The 18234-nt window shown below is 66.4% G+C and carries 15 protein-coding genes, 1 tRNA gene and 2 pseudogenes; 10 read left to right on the top strand and 8 right to left on the bottom strand.

Going from position 1 to position 18234, the window contains the following annotated elements; genetic code table 11:
- Positions 1–940 (bottom strand): annotated as a pseudogene (locus tag H3O04_RS14355) (DNA mismatch repair protein MutS); the annotation flags it as partial.
- Positions 941–1283: 343 nt separating this feature from the next.
- On the opposite strand from H3O04_RS14355, the gene H3O04_RS14350 reads away from it, so the two are divergent.
- Positions 1284–1610 (top strand): EthD family reductase, encoded by a 327-nt coding sequence (locus tag H3O04_RS14350; protein ID WP_202587913.1) that lies wholly within the window; start codon positions 1284–1286, stop codon positions 1608–1610.
- A 227-nt stretch (positions 1611–1837) separates the two neighbouring features.
- Here H3O04_RS14350 and H3O04_RS14345 read toward each other — a convergent pair whose 3' ends face one another.
- Entirely contained in the window at positions 1838–3460 is a 1623-nt protein-coding gene (locus H3O04_RS14345; RefSeq protein ID WP_023475924.1) for an NAD(P)/FAD-dependent oxidoreductase, read from the bottom strand.
- A gap of 307 nt (positions 3461–3767) precedes the next feature.
- Positions 3768–4571 carry an inositol monophosphatase family protein gene (locus tag H3O04_RS14340; RefSeq protein ID WP_202587912.1) on the bottom strand — a complete coding sequence of 268 codons (804 nt, stop codon included), beginning with the start codon at positions 4569–4571 and terminating at the stop codon, positions 3768–3770.
- Positions 4572–4852: 281 nt separating this feature from the next.
- Between H3O04_RS14340 and H3O04_RS14335 the strand changes: the two genes are divergently transcribed.
- A complete protein-coding gene (locus H3O04_RS14335; RefSeq protein WP_175780864.1) occupies positions 4853–5677 on the top strand; it encodes an RNA methyltransferase in 825 nt (274 codons plus the stop codon).
- Between the two features lie 302 nt (positions 5678–5979).
- Positions 5980–6753, top strand: coding sequence for a serine O-acetyltransferase (gene cysE, locus H3O04_RS14330; protein ID WP_074802491.1), 774 nt, complete (start codon positions 5980–5982; stop codon positions 6751–6753).
- A gap of 52 nt (positions 6754–6805) precedes the next feature.
- On the opposite strand, the gene H3O04_RS14325 is transcribed toward cysE, so the two are convergent.
- The 4 genes from H3O04_RS14325 to H3O04_RS14310 form a co-directional block, all read right to left on the bottom strand.
- Complete coding sequence (locus H3O04_RS14325; RefSeq protein ID WP_006478427.1) at positions 6806–7606, bottom strand: UDP-2,3-diacylglucosamine diphosphatase; 801 nt, start codon at positions 7604–7606, stop codon at positions 6806–6808.
- Positions 7607–7632: 26 nt separating this feature from the next.
- Positions 7633–8124: a peptidylprolyl isomerase gene (locus H3O04_RS14320; protein WP_006478428.1), complete on the bottom strand. Its 492-nt coding sequence runs from the start codon at positions 8122–8124 to the stop codon at positions 7633–7635.
- An 88-nt stretch (positions 8125–8212) separates the two neighbouring features.
- Positions 8213–8788, bottom strand: a complete 576-nt coding sequence (locus H3O04_RS14315; RefSeq protein ID WP_006478429.1) for a peptidylprolyl isomerase — start codon at positions 8786–8788, stop codon at positions 8213–8215.
- A 39-nt stretch (positions 8789–8827) separates the two neighbouring features.
- Complete coding sequence (locus H3O04_RS14310) at positions 8828–9550, bottom strand: tetratricopeptide repeat protein (RefSeq protein WP_200161611.1); 723 nt, start codon at positions 9548–9550, stop codon at positions 8828–8830.
- 234 nt (positions 9551–9784) lie between these two features.
- Here H3O04_RS14310 and cysS point away from each other — a divergent pair, with 234 nt between their 5' ends.
- The 4 genes from cysS (at position 9785) to tilS (ending at position 14596) form a co-directional block, all read left to right on the top strand.
- Positions 9785–11182, top strand: coding sequence for a cysteine--tRNA ligase (gene cysS, locus H3O04_RS14305; protein ID WP_006478431.1), 1398 nt, complete (start codon positions 9785–9787; stop codon positions 11180–11182).
- Positions 11183–11225: 43 nt separating this feature from the next.
- A complete protein-coding gene (locus H3O04_RS14300) occupies positions 11226–12053 on the top strand; it encodes a DNA-3-methyladenine glycosylase family protein (RefSeq protein WP_006478432.1) in 828 nt (275 codons plus the stop codon).
- A 103-nt stretch (positions 12054–12156) separates the two neighbouring features.
- A complete protein-coding gene (locus H3O04_RS14295) occupies positions 12157–13128 on the top strand; it encodes an acetyl-CoA carboxylase carboxyltransferase subunit alpha (RefSeq protein WP_006478433.1) in 972 nt (323 codons plus the stop codon).
- A 46-nt stretch (positions 13129–13174) separates the two neighbouring features.
- On the top strand, positions 13175–14596 hold the full coding sequence (gene tilS, locus H3O04_RS14290; protein ID WP_124477843.1) for a tRNA lysidine(34) synthetase TilS: 1422 nt from the start codon (positions 13175–13177) through the stop codon (positions 14594–14596).
- 122 nt (positions 14597–14718) lie between these two features.
- Here tilS and H3O04_RS36780 read toward each other — a convergent pair.
- Positions 14719–14956 (bottom strand): annotated as a pseudogene (locus H3O04_RS36780) (hypothetical protein); the annotation flags it as partial.
- Between H3O04_RS36780 and H3O04_RS14285 the strand changes: the two are divergent.
- The 3 genes from H3O04_RS14285 to H3O04_RS14275 all read left to right on the top strand — a co-directional run bounded on the left by H3O04_RS14285 (position 14939) and on the right by H3O04_RS14275 (position 17991).
- Positions 14939–16192: an aspartate kinase gene (locus H3O04_RS14285; RefSeq protein WP_011549493.1), complete on the top strand. Its 1254-nt coding sequence runs from the start codon at positions 14939–14941 to the stop codon at positions 16190–16192. The pseudogene H3O04_RS36780 and the gene H3O04_RS14285 sit on opposite strands and share 18 nt — an antisense overlap.
- A gap of 110 nt (positions 16193–16302) precedes the next feature.
- Positions 16303–16396: transfer RNA gene (locus H3O04_RS14280), tRNA-Ser, on the top strand.
- A 206-nt stretch (positions 16397–16602) separates the two neighbouring features.
- Positions 16603–17991, top strand: a complete 1389-nt coding sequence (locus tag H3O04_RS14275; protein ID WP_202587911.1) for a hypothetical protein — start codon at positions 16603–16605, stop codon at positions 17989–17991.
- Positions 17992–18234 lie beyond the last annotated feature (243 nt).

Genomic DNA, 18234 nt, shown 5'->3' with positions numbered 1-18234 from the left:
CTGCTGCACGACGATGGGCAGCCGCCTGTTGCGTCACTGGCTGCATCACCCGCCGCGCGCGTCGGTCGCCGCGCAGCGTTTCGGTCAATTCGAGGTTGCGGCGCGTGGCCGGGTCGAGCCCGATGTATTCGGTTTCGTTCTCCACCTTCAGGCTGCGCACGTGCCGCAGTTGCTGGCCTTGCGTGGCCGCGGCATAGAGCAGCAGCGCGCCGGCCGCGCCGCACGCGCTCGTCAGCGAATGCGCGCCGAAGCCGTCGAGGCTCGCGACGTCGAGCTGATCGCACAGGCGCTGCATGCCCGACGCGATGTCGAAGTGCCAGGCCGGCACGCGCTTGCTTGCGCCCGCGCCGGCGGGAATGGCGTCGGTTGCGCCGTCCGGCGTCAGGATTTCGGCCGGCCGGATGCGTTCGAGCGCGGCGGCAAGCTGATCGGGCTCGATTTCGGCGAGCCGCAATGCGCCGCTCGCGAGGTTCAGCCATGCGAGGCCGATATTGACCGCGACGCCGCGCTTGTTGTGGCCGGTACACATCGCGAGCAGGTAGACGTCGTTCTTGTCGGACAGCAGCGCGGCATCGGTCAGCGTGCCGGGCGTGACGACACGCACGACCTTGCGCTCGACCGGGCCTTTCGACGTGGCGGGGTCGCCGATCTGCTCGCAGATCGCGACCGATTCGCCCATCTTCACGAGCTTCGCCAGATACTGCTCGACCGCGTGATGCGGGACGCCGGCCATCTTGATCGGCGTGCCGGCCGACGCGCCGCGCTGCGTGAGGGTCAGGTCGAGCAGGCGTGCCGCTTTTTCCGCGTCCTCGAAGAACAGCTCGTAGAAGTCGCCCATCCGGTAGAAGACGAGCGTGTCCGGATGATCGGCCTTGATGCGCAGGTACTGCTGCATCATCGGAGTATGGCCTGCGAAGGCTTCGGGCGACAGCGTGGTCATAGGTCAGGCATGAAGTTGTTGCTTGGGTTGCCCGAGTTTACCAGTGGCTTCGACGTCCACGCGCGAAGTTCGCCGTTTGGCCGATGGCCGGTGATGCCGGGTCGTCGCGATTTGGCGGATGTACTCGCCCGACTGCCCACCCACGAAGCGTCCGGGATCGCCGGGCCGCTCCCGCGGCGTCGGGCATCCGGCGCCACCAAACTGGCAAGACGGGTTCACTTACAATCAGCAGAATGCGCTCGCCGTGTCCGGGAGCAACCTTGGCCATGCCTGTATCGGCGACCTCGATGTCGTCTGTCCGGCGACGGCGCCTCGATTACCGTGCGGCAACAGGAGAACCTCGATGATCAAAGTCAGTGTCATGTACCCGTACGCCGCAGGCGCGCGCTTCGACCATGCTTACTACCGCGATACGCACATGCCAATGGTGAAACAGCGGCTCGGCGCGGCATGCCTGTACTACACGGTGGACAAGGGTATCGCAGGCGGCGCTCCCGGCGCGGACCCGGTTTACGTCGCCAAGTGTGACTTCGTCTGCACTTCCGTCGAAGCTTTCCGGGCAGCCCGCGATCCGCACGCGCAGGAGATCATGGCCGACATCGCCAATTACACGGATATACGCCCCGTGCCGCAAATCAGTGAGGTGGTCGTGGAGCGTTCGGAAGGCTAACCAGGGTTCGGATATCGCCAGGCATCGCATCCGCGTATGACGCAGCGCCCGCGCTATCGTGGCGCGGGTCGCGCTCGCTTGGCCTGATCGGGTACGCTTGCCGCCGCGGAAAGGGCGGTACGAAATTCCGTGCGTCGAGCCACGAATGAAGCGTCCATGAAGCCACGGCGGGGCAGGCCGGCGGCGCTCGGGTCACGAACCTGCGCGCCCCGACCCGCCACCGCAGGTCAGGACGCGTGCCCCGACGTCAGACTGAGCGCCACCGCCTGCGCGACTTCGATGCCGTCGATCGCCGCCGAATAGATGCCGCCCGCATATCCCGCGCCTTCGCCGGCCGGATACAGGCCTTCGATGTTCATGCTCTGGTAGTCGTCCTTGCGTCGAATCCGGATCGGCGACGACGTGCGCGTCTCCACGCCGGTGAGCACGGCGTCGTGCATCGCGAAGCCGGCGATCTTCTTGTCGATCTCGGGCAGCGCTTCGCGGATCGCTTCGATCACGTAGTCCGGCAGTGCGGTACTGAGGTCGGTCGGATTCACGCCGGGCTTGTACGACGGCTCCACCGAGCCCAGCGACGTCGACGGCCGGCCCGCGATGAAATCGCCGACCAGCTGGCCCGGCGCGCGGTAGTCACCGCCGCCGAGCTCGAACGCGCGTTCTTCCCATTTGCGCTGGAACGCGATGCCGGCGAGCGGGCCGCCCGGATAATCGTCCGGCGTGATGCCGACGACGATGCCCGCATTCGCGTTGCGCTCCGCGCGGGAATACTGGCTCATCCCGTTGGTGACCACGCGGCCCGGCTCCGAGGTCGCGGCGACCACCGTGCCGCCCGGGCACATGCAGAAGCTGTAGACCGCGCGCCCGTTGCTGCAGTGGTGGACCACCTTGTAGTCGGCCGCGCCGAGCTGCTTGTGGCCCGCGAACTTGCCGAAGCGGCTGCGATCGATCAGCCCCTGCGGATGCTCGATGCGGAAACCGAGCGAGAACGGTTTCGCTTCGATATAGACGCCGCGGTCGTGCAGCATCTGGAACGTGTCGCGCGCGCTATGGCCCACGGCCAGCACCACGCGGTCGCACCGCAGCGTTTCGCCGTTCGACAGCTTGAGCGCGCGCACCTTGCCCTGGTCGATTTCGATGTCGTCGACGCGGGTTTCGAAGCGCACTTCGCCGCCGAGTTCGTGGATCGACGCGCGCATTTTTTCCACCATGCTGACGAGGCGGAACGTGCCGATGTGCGGGCGGCTCAGATACAGGATGTCCTCGGGCGCGCCGGCCTTGACGAATTCGTCCAGCACCTTGCGGCCATAGTGGTTCGGATCCTTGATCTGGCTGTACAGCTTGCCGTCGGAAAACGTCCCCGCGCCGCCTTCGCCGAACTGCACGTTGGATTCGGGATTGAGCACGCTCTTGCGCCACAGGCCGAAGGTGTCCTTGGTGCGCTCGCGCACGGCCTTGCCGCGTTCGAGGATGATGGGACGGAACCCCATCTGCGCGAGGATCAGCCCCGCGAACAGTCCGCACGGCCCCATGCCGATGACGACCGGGCGCAGGAAGTCGGCGTGTTCGGGCGCCTTCGTGACGAAGTGGTACGCCATGTCGGGCGTCACGCCGCAATGCGGCTTGCCGGCGATGCGCTTGAGCGCGGCCGCTTCGTCCTTGACTTCGATATCGACGATATACGTGAGCTTGATGTCGGCACGCTTGCGCGCGTCGTGCGCGCGGCGGAACACGGTGTAACGGAGCAGTTCGTCTGGCGCCACGCCGAGCTCCGCGAGGCGCGCGCGAATCGCGGCCTCGAGCGCGCTCTCGGGGTGGTCGAGGGGGAGTTTAATTTCGCTTAGCCGTAACATGGGGACTCGGATGCGATTGCCACGGCGCCGTGGCGGTGTTGATACAGGCGGGGCCGGCACCCCGGCGGCGGCGTTGTTCGCCGCGCGGGCATGCCGGACGCAAACCCTTCGCTGTCGTTGCGGGACAAGCGATACGGGCGGCAGTACGCCGACTCGTCCGGGCAACTCGGGCAACTTCAGGATAGGCGCACGAAGCGACCCGTGTGCACGGAAAATTGTCCCGCGTGTCGGGCGATCGGTGCGCCATCGTGACGATGCCGCGCGAGCGGTTTGCGTGAAAGCCGCGCCACGCGGGCGCGGCCCGGGTTTACTCCGCTGCCGGATGCACGCGGCTGTAGCGGTTCAGGATCGGGATCATCTGCGCGTAGATCTTCGGGTTCGCGGCGACGATCTCGTGGCGATGCAGGAAATCGGCGTCGCCCGTGTAGTTGCCGACGAGGCCGCCGGCCTCGGTGATCAGCAGGCTGCCCGCCGCCATGTCCCACACGTTGATGCCTTGCTCGAAGAACGCGTCGAGGCGGCCGGCCGCGACGTTTGCGAGATCGAGTGCCGCCGCGCCCGGGCGGCGCAGGCCCGTGCAGGCCTGCGTCATTTCGGTGAAGAGGCGCGCGTAGGCGTCGAGGCCGTCCTTCTCGCGGAACGGGAAGCCCGTGCCGACGAGTGCATCTGCCAGGCGGTCGCGGCGGCCGACGCGGATGCGGCGATCGTTCAGGTACGCGCCGCGGCCGCGGGTGGCCGTGAACAGGTCGTTCTTGTTCGGATCGTAGACGACGGCCTGCGTGACGACGCTCTTGTGCTCGAGCGCGATCGAGACGCAGTAGTACGGGAAGCCGTGGATGAAGTTGGTCGTGCCGTCGAGCGGATCGATGATCCACTTGAACTCGGATTCGTTCTCGGATTCGCCCGATTCCTCCGCGAGGATCGCGTGGTCGGGGTAGGCGGTCTTCAGCGTCTCGATGATCGCGTCTTCGGCGGCCTTGTCCACTTCGGTGACGAAGTCGTTCTGCTGCTTCTTGCGGATCTCGATCAGGTCGAGATCGAGGGACGCGCGATTGATGATCTGTCCGGCGCGGCGCGCAGCCTTGACAGCAATGTTGAGCATGGGATGCATGAGCCTGGATCCTGTAGCCGGCGGCACGGGCCGCCACGAAGTGGGACAACCGCCCGGAACGGCGCAAGCGTGCCGGGGCGAGGTGAGACGCGAATTGACAAAGAGCGGGGTACGACCCGCGCTGCGCCGGGCGCAACGCGTAAAGGCATGATTTTACCCGATTTTCGGCGGTTTCAGGCGACCGGCATGCGGGGAAACCCCCACTGGCCATCCGGACGAGTGGGTTTGCCGGGGCGATGGCGATACCATACGGCCATTCTGATGAACCGAGTCGTATCGTAGTGGAAACTCCGCAGAACACCGCCGCGCCGTCCGAATCGGGCGCGGCCTCGTCCCCGCCGCCGTCCGGCGGCTTCACGTCCACCCGCTTCGTGCTCGTCGAGCCGAGCCATCCCGGCAACGTCGGGGCGGCCGCTCGCGCGCTGAAGACGATGGGCTTCTCTCGCCTCGTGCTGGTCGCGCCGCGCGTGCCGCACGTGCAGAGCGACCCCGAGGCGATCGCGATGGCCAGCGGTGCGGACGACGTCCTCGCGTCCGCGCATGTCGTGCCGACGCTCGGCGAAGCGCTGTCCGGCGTGCACTGGTCGATCGCGCTGACCGCGCGCACGCGCGAATACGGGCCGCCGCGCCTCGCGCCGCGCGCGGCTGCCGCACAGGCGAGCGCGCAGGTCGGCACGGGCGACATCGCGCTCGTGTTCGGCAACGAGCGCACCGGTCTCGCGAACGAGCATGTCGAGCAGTGCAGCGCGCTCGCGCACATTCCGGCCAATCCGGCCTACAGTTCGCTGAATCTCGCGCAGGCCGTGCAGGTGCTCGCATACGAGTTGCGCGTCGCGTTTCTCGAGCAGGCGAGCGAGCCGTCGGCGCAGCCGCAGGGCGAAGCCGGTACGCTCGCGCAAAGCGACGAGATCGAGCGGATGTACGTGCACCTCGAGAACGCGTTGATCGCGCTCGACTTTCTCGATCCGCGCAATCCGAAGAAACTGATGCCGCGGCTGCGGCGCCTGTTCGCGCGCACGGGCCTCGAGCGCGAGGAGGTCAACATCCTGCGCGGCATCGCGAAGCACATCCTGCTGAAGTCGGGCAAGCCGGGCGGCGACGCGTAAGCGGCCGGCGCTCCGATTGCCGGGGCGGGGGAGTTCGCTCGATGCGGCGTGCATTCGGCCGGGCCATGTGTCGACCGACCGCACGCGTCGAACCTGCTGTTTCTCCCGACCGATCGGCCCCGGAAACCCCGGCGTAGCAAGCGTTCCGGCCGAATACCCGCGCCGACGGCGGGGTGAACGCGCGGCCGCGTGCGGCCGGGCACGACTGGCCCTACAATCGCCGGACGTCATAAGTAAATTACCCGGCGCGATAACGGCCGGCATTGCCGGCGATGCGCGCCGGCCTTTTCCCAGATCACATCATGTTCACGAGACTGCGCGAAGACGTCGCAACGATTCGCGAGCGGGATCCCGCCGCTCGCAGTGCGTGGGAAGTGCTGACCTGTTATCCGGGGCTGCATGCGCTCGTGCTGCACCGTTTCGCGCACGCATGCTGGCGCGCGAAGCGCTACTGGCTCGCGCGGTTCGTGTCGCAGGCCGGCCGGTTCCTGACTGGCATCGAGATCCACCCCGGCGCGACGATCGGCCGGCGCGTGTTCATCGATCACGGCATGGGCGTCGTGATCGGCGAGACGGCGATCATCGGCGACGACTGCACCATCTATCAGGGCGTGACGCTGGGCGGCACGTCGCTCACGCGCGGCGCGAAGCGCCACCCGACGCTCGAGGCCGGCGTGATCGTCGGCGCCGGCGCGAAGGTGCTCGGCGGTTTCACGGTCGGCGCGGGCGCGAAGATCGGTTCGAACGCGGTGGTCGTCAAGCCGGTGCCGGCGGGCGGCACGGCGGTCGGCAACCCGGCGCGCATCGTGATGCCCGCGCAGCCGAAGCCGCAGACCGAGCGCGCGGCATTCAGCGCATACGGGATCACGCCGAACGCCGACGATCCGATGTCGCTCGCGATCCACGGACTGATCGATCACGCGGCGAAGGAAAGCCGCCGCGTCGACGAGATCGTCGCGGCACTCGAGCGGCTCGGCACGCATCTGGAAACGCTGCAGGGCGCCGACGCGGCGCGCCTCGACCTGCGCAGGCTGTCGGCGGTGCTGGAAGGCAAGACGGTCGAACGCCAGACGTAACCCACGCGATGGGCGCTGATCGCTGTCGGTCAGTGCGACGGCAGCGCCGGCGTCAGTCGAGCGGCATCGCGTGGATGCCTTCCGCGTCGACGCGCAGGTAGCCGCCGCGCGGCGTGCCGTGATCGAGATCCCAGTCGGGCAGCACCCAGCGGATTCCGCCCGGCTCCGCGTGGCGCGCGGGGCGGTGCGTGTGGCCGTGAATGATCACGCTCGCGCGGCTTTTCCGGAACAGCGCGGCCACGCCATCCCGCGTGACGTCGTAGATGGCCGAAGCCGGGCGCATCCGGCCCGCTTCACTGTTCGAGCGCATGCGCTGCGCGAGCGCGCGGCGCCAGCGGAACGGCCACGCGAGAAACAGCCATTGCGCGACGCGATTGCGCGCGAAGCGCCGGAACACCTGGTAGCCGCGGTCGGCCGTGCATTGCGCGTCGCCGTGCGCGAGCACGATGCGCTGGCCGAACGCCATGATCAGCGAAGGGTCGGGCAGCAGCATCGCGCCGGCCGCCTTCATGAAGCGCCGGCCGAGCAGGAAATCACGGTTGCCGTGCATCACGTAGAGCGCGATGCCGCGCTCCGAGAACGTGTGCATCAGCGCGGCCATGCGCGCGGCGAACGGATCGTCGTCGAGGATGTCGTCGCCGATCCAGTATTCGAACAGGTCGCCGAGGATGAACACCGAGTCGGCGCTGTCGGCGGTGTATTTCACGAAATGCTCGAACGCGGCGACCGTCTTCGGAATCGCCTCGCTCAGGTGCAGATCGGAGAGAAACAGGAACGGGCGTGCGGCTTGCGCGTACTCGCGCTCGCCCGGCACGCCCGCGGAGACGCTTCGCGGCGGACTCTCCTGCAACATCGAAGTGCCTCCGTAACGACTATGCGTCAGACCACCACGGCCTTTTCGATCACGACGTCATCGGTCGGCACGTCCTGATGGAAGCCCGCGTTGCCCGTCTTGACGCCCTTGATCTTGTCGACCACGTCCTGGCCTTCGACGACCTTGCCGAACACTGCGTAGCCCCAGCCCTGCGGCGTCGGCGACGAGTGGTTCAGGAAGTCGTTGTCGTTCACGTTGATGAAGAACTGGGCGGTCGCCGAGTGCGGATCGTTCGTGCGTGCCATCGCGACCGTGTAGTTGTCGTTCTTCAGGCCGTTGTTCGCTTCGTTGTCGATCGGCGCGTCGGTCGGCTTCTGCTTCAGGCCCGGCTCGAAGCCGCCGCCCTGGATCATGAAGCCGTTGATCACGCGATGGAACACGGTGCCGTCGTAATGGCCCTTCTTCACGTAGTTCAGGAAGTTTTCGACCGTCTTCGGTGCCTTCGCGGCGTCGAGTTCGAGCTTGATCACGCCGTGGTTCGTATGCAGTTCAACCATGATGAATTCCTTCGGTGAGGCGGTTTAAATGGCACGCGGCCGGTCGTGCGACGCGGCCGCGTGTGGCGCCGGACGTGCCGGCAGGTGCTTACTTCGAGACGATGCTCGCCGATTCGATCACGACCGGTTGCGCCGGTACGTCCTGCATCGGGCCGCGCGAGGTCGTCGCCACGCCTTCGATCTTCTTCACGACGTCGAGGCCCGACACGACCTTGCCGAACACTGCATAGCCGTTGCCGTCCGGGTTCGGATAGTCGAGGCCGCCGTTGTCGACCGTATTGATGAAGAACTGCGCGGTGGCCGAATTCGGATCGCTCGTGCGCGCCATCGCGATCGTGCCCGTCAGGTTCTTCAGACCATTGCGGCTTTCCAGCGGGATCGGCGCGCGGGTCGGCTTTTCCTCGAAGTTGGTCTTGTAGCCGCCGCCCTGGATCATGAAGCCCTTGATCACGCGATGGAAGATCGTGCCGTTGTACTGGCCGGCCTTCACGTAATCGAGGAAGTTGGCGACGGATTTCGGCGCCTTCTCCGGATAGAGCTCGACGCGGATGTCGCCCTGCGAGGTCTTCAGCTGCACGACGGGGTGCGCGGTGGCCGTTTGCGCGAACGCGGGCGCGGTCGCGAGAAGGGCGGCGCCGCCAAGCGCCAGCAACAGACGTTTCATTGCGATCCTCAGGTTGGGAGGGAAGGAAGGCCGCGCCGCTTATTTCGACGGCGCGACGTACGGTGCCGCCAGTGCGCCCGACGGACCGCTGAACTGGAACGTCGGCGACATCGGCAGCGTGGTGGTGCTCACGTTCGCGGCGGCGCGGTCGGTGTAGTCGCGCGTGGCCGGCGACGTCGCGCGGGCGTTCGGCGCGGCTTTCGACGGCGACACGATCTTCTGCAGATCGGCGAGGCGCTGCGCGGTCGCGCCGCTCGTGCGGCCGAGCGATTGCGCGCGCTTGTACGATTCGGCCGCGAGGCGCAGGTAGAGATCGCCGAGGTTCTCGTACGCGAGCGAGTAGCCCGGGTTCGATTGCGTCGCGGTGACGAGCGCGGTGCGCGCCTCGTCATAGCGGCCGTGCTTCGCGTAGAGCGCCGCGAGGTTGTTGTACGGCTCGGGCAGTTCGGGGTACGCCTGCGTGATCGCGACGAACTGCTGGATCGCGTCGTCGTCGCGGTTCAGGCGGGCCAGCACGGTGCCGCGCTTGAACTGCGCCTGCACGTCGTGCGGGTTCGACGCGATGCGCGCGTCGAGCTGCGCGAGCGCCTGCTGCCACTGCTTGCCGGCGATCGACGCGTCGATTTCGGGAGTGCCGTCGGCGACCGCCGGGGCCTTTTGCGCATGCGCCGCGGGAGCCGCGAAAAGCGTCAGCGCGACGCCCATGACGGTGGTCGCAACGAGGGTCGCAGCGCTCGGCGCGCGGCCGCGATGAGGTTTCATAGGCGTAAATCGGAATGTTATACTCCGAGCCATTCTAACAAAACGTCTGCGCGTTCCGGCGAGCGGCAGACAGTCTTTCTTAGCCTCTCGTGGCCGTCACCGCTGTGCTTGCAGCCTGACCGCCCCATGTGATATCGAGGACGCGCGGCCTGGCGCCGCAGCAGATGGTCCGTCCGTTTCACATGCTGGGCGAGCTTCGCCAGGGCGGTTTCCTTCGGCTCACGGTTCATCTCTATGGAATCACTGCGCATCTACAACACGCTCGCGCGTGACAAGCAAGTTTTCGTGCCGCGCCAGCCCGGCGAAGTGCGGATGTACGTATGCGGGATCACCGTCTACGACTATTGTCACGTGGGCCACGCGCGCATGCTGGTCGTGTTCGACCTCGTCCAGCGCTGGCTGCGTGCGATCGGCTATCGGGTCACGTACGTGCGCAACATCACCGACATCGACGACAAGATCATCCGCCGCGCGGTCGAGAACGGCGAGACGATCAAGTCGCTGACCGACCGCTTCATCGGCGCGATGCACGAGGATGAAACCGCGCTCGGCATCCAGCGGCCCGACGTCGAGCCGCGCGCGACGCAGTTCATCCCGCAGATGCTCGGCATGATCGAGACGCTCGAGACGAACGGCTACGCGTATCAGGCGGCCGACGGCGACGTCAATTACTCGGTGCGCAAGTTCGCAGACTACGGGAAGCTGTCGGGCAAATCGCTCGACGATCTCCGCGCGGGCGAGCGCGTCGCCGCGAACGATGCGAAGCAGGATCCGCTCGACTTCGTGCTGTGGAAGCGCGCGAAGGCGGACGAGCCGGAAGGCGCGTCGTGGGCGTCGAAGTACGGGATGGGCCGCCCGGGCTGGCACATCGAGTGCTCGGCGATGGGCTGCTCGCTGCTCGGCAATCATTTCGACATCCACGGCGGCGGGCAGGACCTGCAATTCCCGCACCACGAGAACGAGATCGCGCAGAGCGAAGGCGCGACCGGCGAGACGTTCGTCAACTACTGGATGCACAACGGCTTTGTGCAGGTCGACAACGAGAAGATGTCGAAATCGCTCGGCAACTTCTTCACGATCCGCGAGGTGCTCGAGCGTTACGACGCGGAAGTCGTGCGCTTCTTCATCGTGCGCACGCACTACCGTTCGCCGCTCAATTACAGCGACGTGCATCTCGACGATGCGCGCGCGTCGCTCACGCGTCTGTACACCGCGCTGAAGGACGTCGAGCCCGACACGCTCGCGCTCGACTGGAACGAGCCGCACGCGCAACGTTTCGCGGCGGCGATGAACGACGATTTCAACACGCCGGTCGCGGTGGCGACGCTGTTCGAGCTGGCGGGTGAAGTCAACCGCACGCGCGACGCCTCGCTCGCACGGCAACTGAAACAGCTGGCGGGCCTGCTCGGCCTGCTGGGCCGCGAACCGCGCGCGTTCCTGCAGCAGGCGTCCGGCGCCGCGCAGGCGGGCGGGCTCGCGGCCGACGAGATCGAAGCGCAGATCGCCGCGCGCGTCGCGGCGAAGCAAGCGAAGGACTATGCCGAAGCGGACCGGATCCGGGCGGAATTGCTCGAAGCCGGCATCGCACTTGAAGACAAACCGGGCGGATCGACCGAATGGCGTCGCGTATGAGCGCAGCGCGTTCCACTGACCGATCCGTCAGGTAGGAGGCAAGATGGCAACGGCCAGAAAAGCGCCGGTCAGGCGTGCGACCCCGGTCGCCGCGCGTCCGGCAGCCAAGCGCGTACCGGCGGCGAAGGCGGACGCGACGCGCGCCGTGCCGAACGGCGCGCTGAACGGTCATGCGCAGCCGGCGGCCGCGCAGCCGGCCGCCGACGCGGCCCGCAAGATACGTGCGTCCGAAGCGGACGGCGAGGAGGGCGTCGTGCGTCCCGCCTATTGGGACAAGGCGTGCGCGGACCTCGTCAAGCGCGACCGGATTCTGAAGAAACTGATTCCGAAGTTCGGCCCCGCGCATCTGGTGAAGCGCGGCGACCCGTTCGTCACGCTCGCGCGCTCGGTCGTCGGCCAGCAGATTTCGGTGCCGTCCGCCCAGTCGCTGTGGGCGCGCATCGAGGACGCCTGTCCGAAACTCGCGCCGCAACCGGTGATCCGGCTCGGCGCGGACAAGCTGATCGCGTGCGGGTTGTCGAAACGCAAGACGGAATACATCCTCGATCTCGCGCAGCATTTCGTGTCGGGGGCGCTGCACGTCGACAAATGGACGTCGATGGACGACGAGGACGTGATCGCGGAACTCACGCAGATCCGCGGCATCAGCCGCTGGACGGCCGAGATGTTCCTGATCTTCAACCTGTCGCGGCCGGACGTGCTGCCGCTCGACGACCCGGGCCTGATCCGTGCGATCAGCGTCAATTACTTCAGCGGCGAACCCGTCACGCGCAGCGAGGCGCGCGAGGTCGCGGCCAACTGGGAGCCGTGGCGCACCGTCGCGACCTGGTACATGTGGCGCAGCCTCGATGCGCCCGACGCCGACGCCTGAGCGTCGGCTATCGGGTTTTAAACATCAATAGTTGAGAGCCGGTTTTGAGCGTCGCCCGCGCGGGTAGAATACGCGCTGCCGCAAGACCCAAGGATTCGAACACATGAAGACCACGTTTCTGGATTTCGAACAGCCGATCGCCGAACTCGAGGCCAAGATCGAAGAGCTGCGATTCGTGCAGGACGACTCGGCTGTCGATATTTCGGAAGAAATCGAGCGGCTGTCGAAGAAAAGCCAGCAACTGACGAAAGACCTCTACGCGAACCTGTCGCCGTGGCAGGTTTCGCAGATCGCGCGGCACCCGCAGCGGCCGTACACGCTCGACTACGTCGCGGAACTGTTTACCGATTTTCACGAGCTGCATGGCGACCGCGCGTTCGCGGACGACCTGTCGATCGTCGGTGGTCTCGCGCGCTTCGGCGGCCATCCGTGCATGGTGATCGGTCACCAGAAGGGCCGCGACACGAAGGAGCGCGCCGCGCGCAACTTCGGGATGCCGCGTCCGGAAGGCTATCGCAAGGCCGAACGCCTGATGCGTCTCGCCGAGAAGTTCGGGCTGCCGATCTTCACGTTCGTCGACACGCCGGGCGCGTACCCGGGCATCGGCGCGGAAGAGCGCGGCCAGTCGGAGGCGATCGGTCGCAACCTGTACGTGATGGCCGAGCTGAAGACGCCGATCATCACGACGGTGATCGGCGAGGGCGGTTCGGGCGGTGCGCTGGCGATCGCCGTGGCCGACACCGTGATGATGCTGCAGTTCTCGACCTACTCGGTGATCTCGCCGGAAGGCTGCGCGTCGATCCTGTGGAAGAGCGCAGCGAAGGCGCCGGAAGCCGCGGAAGCGCTGGGCCTGACCGCGCACCGCCTGAAGGCGCTCGGCCTGATCGACAAGATCATCAACGAGCCGCTCGGCGGCGCGCATCGCGATCCAAAGGGCATGGCCGCGCTGCTGCGCCGTGCGCTGGCCGATTCGCTGCGCCAGTTCCAGGGCATGAGCATCGATGCGCTGCGCGAGCGCCGCTTCGAGCGCCTGATGGCCTACGGCAAGTTCAAGGAAACCACGCCCGGCGCATGACCGGCCGTGTATTCAAGGCGCGTGCCGCTGCACGCGCGTCTCGCTCGTGATCCCACCCACCGAATTCTCCGCCGACCGCGTCGTCCTCGACGCGGTCGGCGTTGCGCTTTCTGGTCTGCCGCCGGACGCGCGCATCGCGATCGCCTACAGCGGCGGCCTCGATTCGACCGTGCTGCTCGATGCGGCCGTGCGCGTCGCGGGCGCATCGCGCTGCGTCGCGCTGCACGTGCATCACGGCCTGAGCGCGAACGCCGACGCATGGGTCGCGCATGCCGAAGGGCAAGCGGCGCGGCTCGGTGTCGCATTCGAATCGATGCGCGTCGACGTGCCGCGCGACAGCGGGCTCGGGATCGAGGCGACCGCGCGCGAGCGTCGCTACGCGGCGCTCGACGAGATGGGCGAACGCCATGGCGTGGCGGCGCTGTGGCTCGCGCAACATGCGGACGACCAGGCGGAGACGGTGCTGCTGCAACTGTTGCGCGGCGCGGGAATCGCGGGGCTCGCCGCGATGGCGCCGCGTTATCGCCCGGACGGCGTGAGCATCGAGCGTGTACGTCCGTTGCTGCGACTGTTGCGCGCACAACTCGAGCGCTATGCGGAGCAGCACGCGCTCGCGTGGATCGACGACGAATCGAACGGCGACACGCGCTATGCGCGCAATGCGCTGCGCGTCGACGTGCTGCCGGCGCTGGCCGTGCATTTCCCGGGCTTTCGCGACGCGCTCGGCCGCGCGGCCCAGCATGCGGCGGCCGCTCAGCGGCTGCTCGACGATCTGGCCGAGCTCGATTTCGCCGTCGCCGCGCGCGATGACGGTCACGCGTTGTCGCGCGACGCGCTGGCAGGATTCGACGACACGCGCGGCGCGAACCTGCTGCGCTTCTGGATGCGCCGGCTCGGTTTGCCGGGCGCGTCGGCTACCCGTCTGGCCAACATGATGCGGCAACTGCGCGCGGCGCACGACGCGCATGCGCTGCGTGTGGATCACGCGGGGCAGTGCCTGCGGCTCTATCGCGATGTCGTGTACTGGGAGGCGGGCGACAGCAGCGAGCCGGCCGACGACGGCACGGGGACGCCGCAGCCGGAGGCGGCACTCGCGTGGGACGGGGAGGAGGTGTGGCATCTGCCGGGATGGCGCGGCACGTTCGTGTTCGCGCCCGCCGACGCGGGCAGCGCCGACGCGGTGCCCGAGGCGCTGCTGCGCGGTACCCGGCTGGCGGCGCGCGCCCGTGCCGGCGGCGAACGGATGCGCACGTCGCCGGGCGGGCCGGGCCGGACGCTGAAGAACCTGTTCCAGGAGCGCGGGGTGCCGGCCTGGCAACGCGACGTGCCGCTGCTGTTCGCGGGTGACCGGCTGATCTACGTGCCGCGGCTGGGCGTCAATCGCGACATCGGCGAGCCGGCCGACGCGGCGCCCGGGGATGCGGCATGGCGCCGGATCGAATGGCGCCCCGATTTGCTGATCGCCTAGCAGCGGCAGGCGGTCGAACGCGCGATGGCGGGCCGATTTTCACCATTTGGTAAACAGCGCCGGAACGGCCGCCGACACGGCGCGCGGCTTGTCAAGCGGGCTTCTATCGGGTACGCTCGGTCGTTTGCTCGGCTCGATTTTTGAGCGTTTTGTGCAGGTTTTCCGCGTGACGTACCCGGTTTGCGCGGCCTGATCGGCCTTCCGGGCAAAATCCGCCACGCTTGCGTGTTGCGTCCCAGCCGTCCCCCTCGTCGTCCGTCCACAGCCACAAGCCGCGTGACCGAACGGCTACGCGGCCTGCCCAGCGCGCCCGTGCGGTTTCTCCTCCAGTTCAGAACGACAATGGCACTCATCGTACACAAATACGGCGGCACTTCGATGGGCTCGGTCGAGCGCATCAAGAACGTCGCGAAACGCGTCGCAAAATGGCATCAGGCCGGGCACCAGATGGTGGTCGTGCCTTCGGCGATGTCCGGCGAAACCAACCGTCTGCTCGGTCTCGCGAAAGAGATTTCGAGCCAGCCGAGCCCGCGTGAGCTCGACATGATCGCGTCGACCGGCGAGCAGGTCAGCGTCGGCCTGCTGTCGATCGCGCTGCAGGAAATCGGCGTCGAGGCCGTGAGCTATGCCGGCTGGCAAGTGCCGATCAAGACGGACAGCGCGTTTACGAAAGCACGCATTCACTCGATCGACGACGAGCGCGTGAAGGACGATCTGAACGCAGGCAAGGTCGTGATCATCACGGGCTTCCAGGGCGTCGATCCGGACGGCCACATCACGACGCTGGGCCGCGGCGGCTCGGACACGTCGGCGGTGGCGGTGGCGGCTGCGCTGGGTGCCGAAGAGTGCCTGATCTATACCGACGTCGACGGCGTCTACACGACCGATCCGCGGGTCGTCGAAGAGGCGCGCCGCCTCGACCGCGTGACGTTCGAGGAGATGCTGGAAATGGCCAGCCTCGGCTCGAAGGTCCTGCAGATCCGCTCGGTCGAATTCGCCGGCAAATACCAGGTGAAGACGCGTGTGCTGTCGAGCCTGACCGATCCGCTGATTGCGCTCGACGAAGAAATGCGCTCGGGCACCCTGATTACTTTTGAAGAAGACGAGACCATGGAAAAGGCAGTCATTTCCGGCATCGCGTTCCAGCGCGACGAAGCACGCATTGCTGTGATGGGCGTGCCCGACAAGCCGGGCATCGCATATCAGATCCTCGGCCCGGTGGCCGATGCGAACGTCGACGTCGACATGATCATCCAGAACCAGAGCGTCGAAGGCAAGACCGACTTCACGTTCACGGTCGGCCGCGGCGACTACCAGAAGGCGATGGACATCCTCACCAACCAGGTGCAGGGCCATGTGAGCGCCGAGCGCGTGCAGGGCGACCCGAAGGTGTCGAAGGTGTCGGTCGTCGGCGTCGGCATGCGTTCGCACGTGGGCGTCGCGAGCAAGATGTTCCGTACGCTGTCGGAAGAGGGCATCAACATCCAGATGATCTCGACGTCCGAAATCAAGATTTCGGTGCTGATCGACGAGAAATACATGGAGCTGGCCGTCCGCGCGCTGCACAAGGTATTCGAACTCGACCAGGCGTCGTGAATTTTTCGTGATGCATTGAAGAAAATGCATCACGGAAATTGACGCACGGTTCGAAACCCTATATTATCTCGTTCTCGTCGCACTGCCTCCCTGGTGCGAGCGAAAGTTTGGGAGACGTGGCCGAGAGGTCGAAGGCACTCCCCTGCTAAGGGAGCATCTGGGCCAAAACCTGGATCGAGGGTTCGAATCCCTCCGTCTCCGCCAAAAGCGGTGACAAAGCCCCGCAAGTTCTCGGACTTGCGGGGCTTTTTCTTTTTCCGGCCCACCGTGTGGTGTCGTGCGCCAAGCATCGATGCCGTCGAGTCTCGTCCTCGGGCGCGCATCGTCGATACGGCATTGGGCAATGACTGCTCGACGGGAGTGGCGGTCATGCGCTACATATCGCGTATCGTTCCGCGCGACTCGAGGTGATGCTCGTGGCAACCCCGCATTCCGTTCTGACCGTCCTGTCTCATCGACCTGTCGACGGATTGATCGACAACCACGCACGTTACGCGCATCTGCACGGCTACCGGCATGCAATGGTCGACGGCATGCACGTGTATGGCGAGCGCCAGCAGGTGCTGTACAAGTACCACGCGATCATCGCGCAACTCGTTGCGATGGAGCACGGTGCGTTGCTGCTCGTGCTCGACCCGTTCTCCGTCGTGTTCGATCCGCACGCGCTGACGGATGTCGCGCACGGGTACGACGCGATCGTCACGACGCAGACGTCGAAATCGGCGTTGCCCGCCGCGAGCGGCATGATCTTCCGCAACGTGCCCGACGTACGCGAGCAGTTGCGCCGGCTGGCGCTGGAACTGGGCAAGTGGGCGATGCATCTTCCGGAGCGGCAGCACGCGTGCGAGGCGACGCTGCTGGCAGCGCACTTTCCACCGCTGCCGTTTGACGTACCGCTTGCGAACGGCCATTTCGCGTCGGCCCAGACGGTCTGGAGCGATGGCGTGTCGATCGATTCGATCGCCGGCGCGCGACCGCTCGTGGCGCACCAGGCACCCGAGTGGCGAGACGTGAACGGCTTCTGGGCGCCGGTGCCCGATTACGACTTCCGCTACGTGACGGCGCTCGTCGACGATGCCGAACGGTACCAGCGCGGCGACTGTCCGCGCGCGATGGACCACTGGTGCGCCGCGCAGCAGCAACCGCGCGAAGCAGAGCGGCATGTGAATCCGCATGCGCCGATCGCGTTCGTGAGCCTGCATACGTCGCATATCGCGGGCTACGGCGACCTGCACGAGGAGAATTTCGTCCGCTACTGCACGCGACATGGCTATGCGTACCACACGTATCGCGCCGCGCCCGCTTTCCTGCCGGACGGCATCGACGCGAACTGGGCGAAGCTGCATCTGATTCGCGAACATCTGCCGCATCACGCGTTCGTGTTCTGGGTCGATGCGGACATCCTCGCGATCGACCAGCGCCAGCGCATCGATGGCACGATCGAGGGGCGCGACTTCGTGATCGGGACCGATCACACGGCGTGGGCGATCAACTCGTGCATGATTGGCGTGCGCAACGTGGCGCCGATGCGCGAACTGGTCGAACGCATCTGCGCGCGCATCGAGCAGTTCGACGATCGCTCGTCGGTCTATGCGAGTGGTGGCGACCAGCAGGCGATCTATGTGGAGTTGCTTGAGTCCGGCATGATCGACGCGCGCCATATCGTCGATGCGACGACGCTCGCGTCGTCCCCGGTCTATGCGACGCGCGACAGCCGCTTCGTCCATTTCCCCGCCCAGCACGACCACTATCGTGCGGTGACGATGCGCGTATGGGATCGCTTGAGTCACCTGCGCTAATGGCCGCTCGCGTGAGAAGTGGTGCGCGAGGGTAACTCGATCTGCGGTATGCGCAGCATGAGATCGAATGAAATAAAAATGAAAGTATTTCTGTAAGACAGGAGAGGCCACGCGACCGCGGCACTGCGGAACGCTAAGCATGTCGTTCCGGCCCTCCGAAATGACCGGTTGACATCAAAAATGCGGCGCTGCGTCGATTTCTGTCGCACGCGGCATCGAGCAATACGAAAAATTACTCATAAA

It is taken from the genome of Burkholderia sp. KCJ3K979 (assembly GCF_016759955.1).
Lineage (GTDB): Bacteria > Pseudomonadota > Gammaproteobacteria > Burkholderiales > Burkholderiaceae > Burkholderia > Burkholderia orbicola.
Note: the sequence above shows the minus strand (reverse complement) of the source record. Positions and strands in the feature narration are given on the sequence as shown.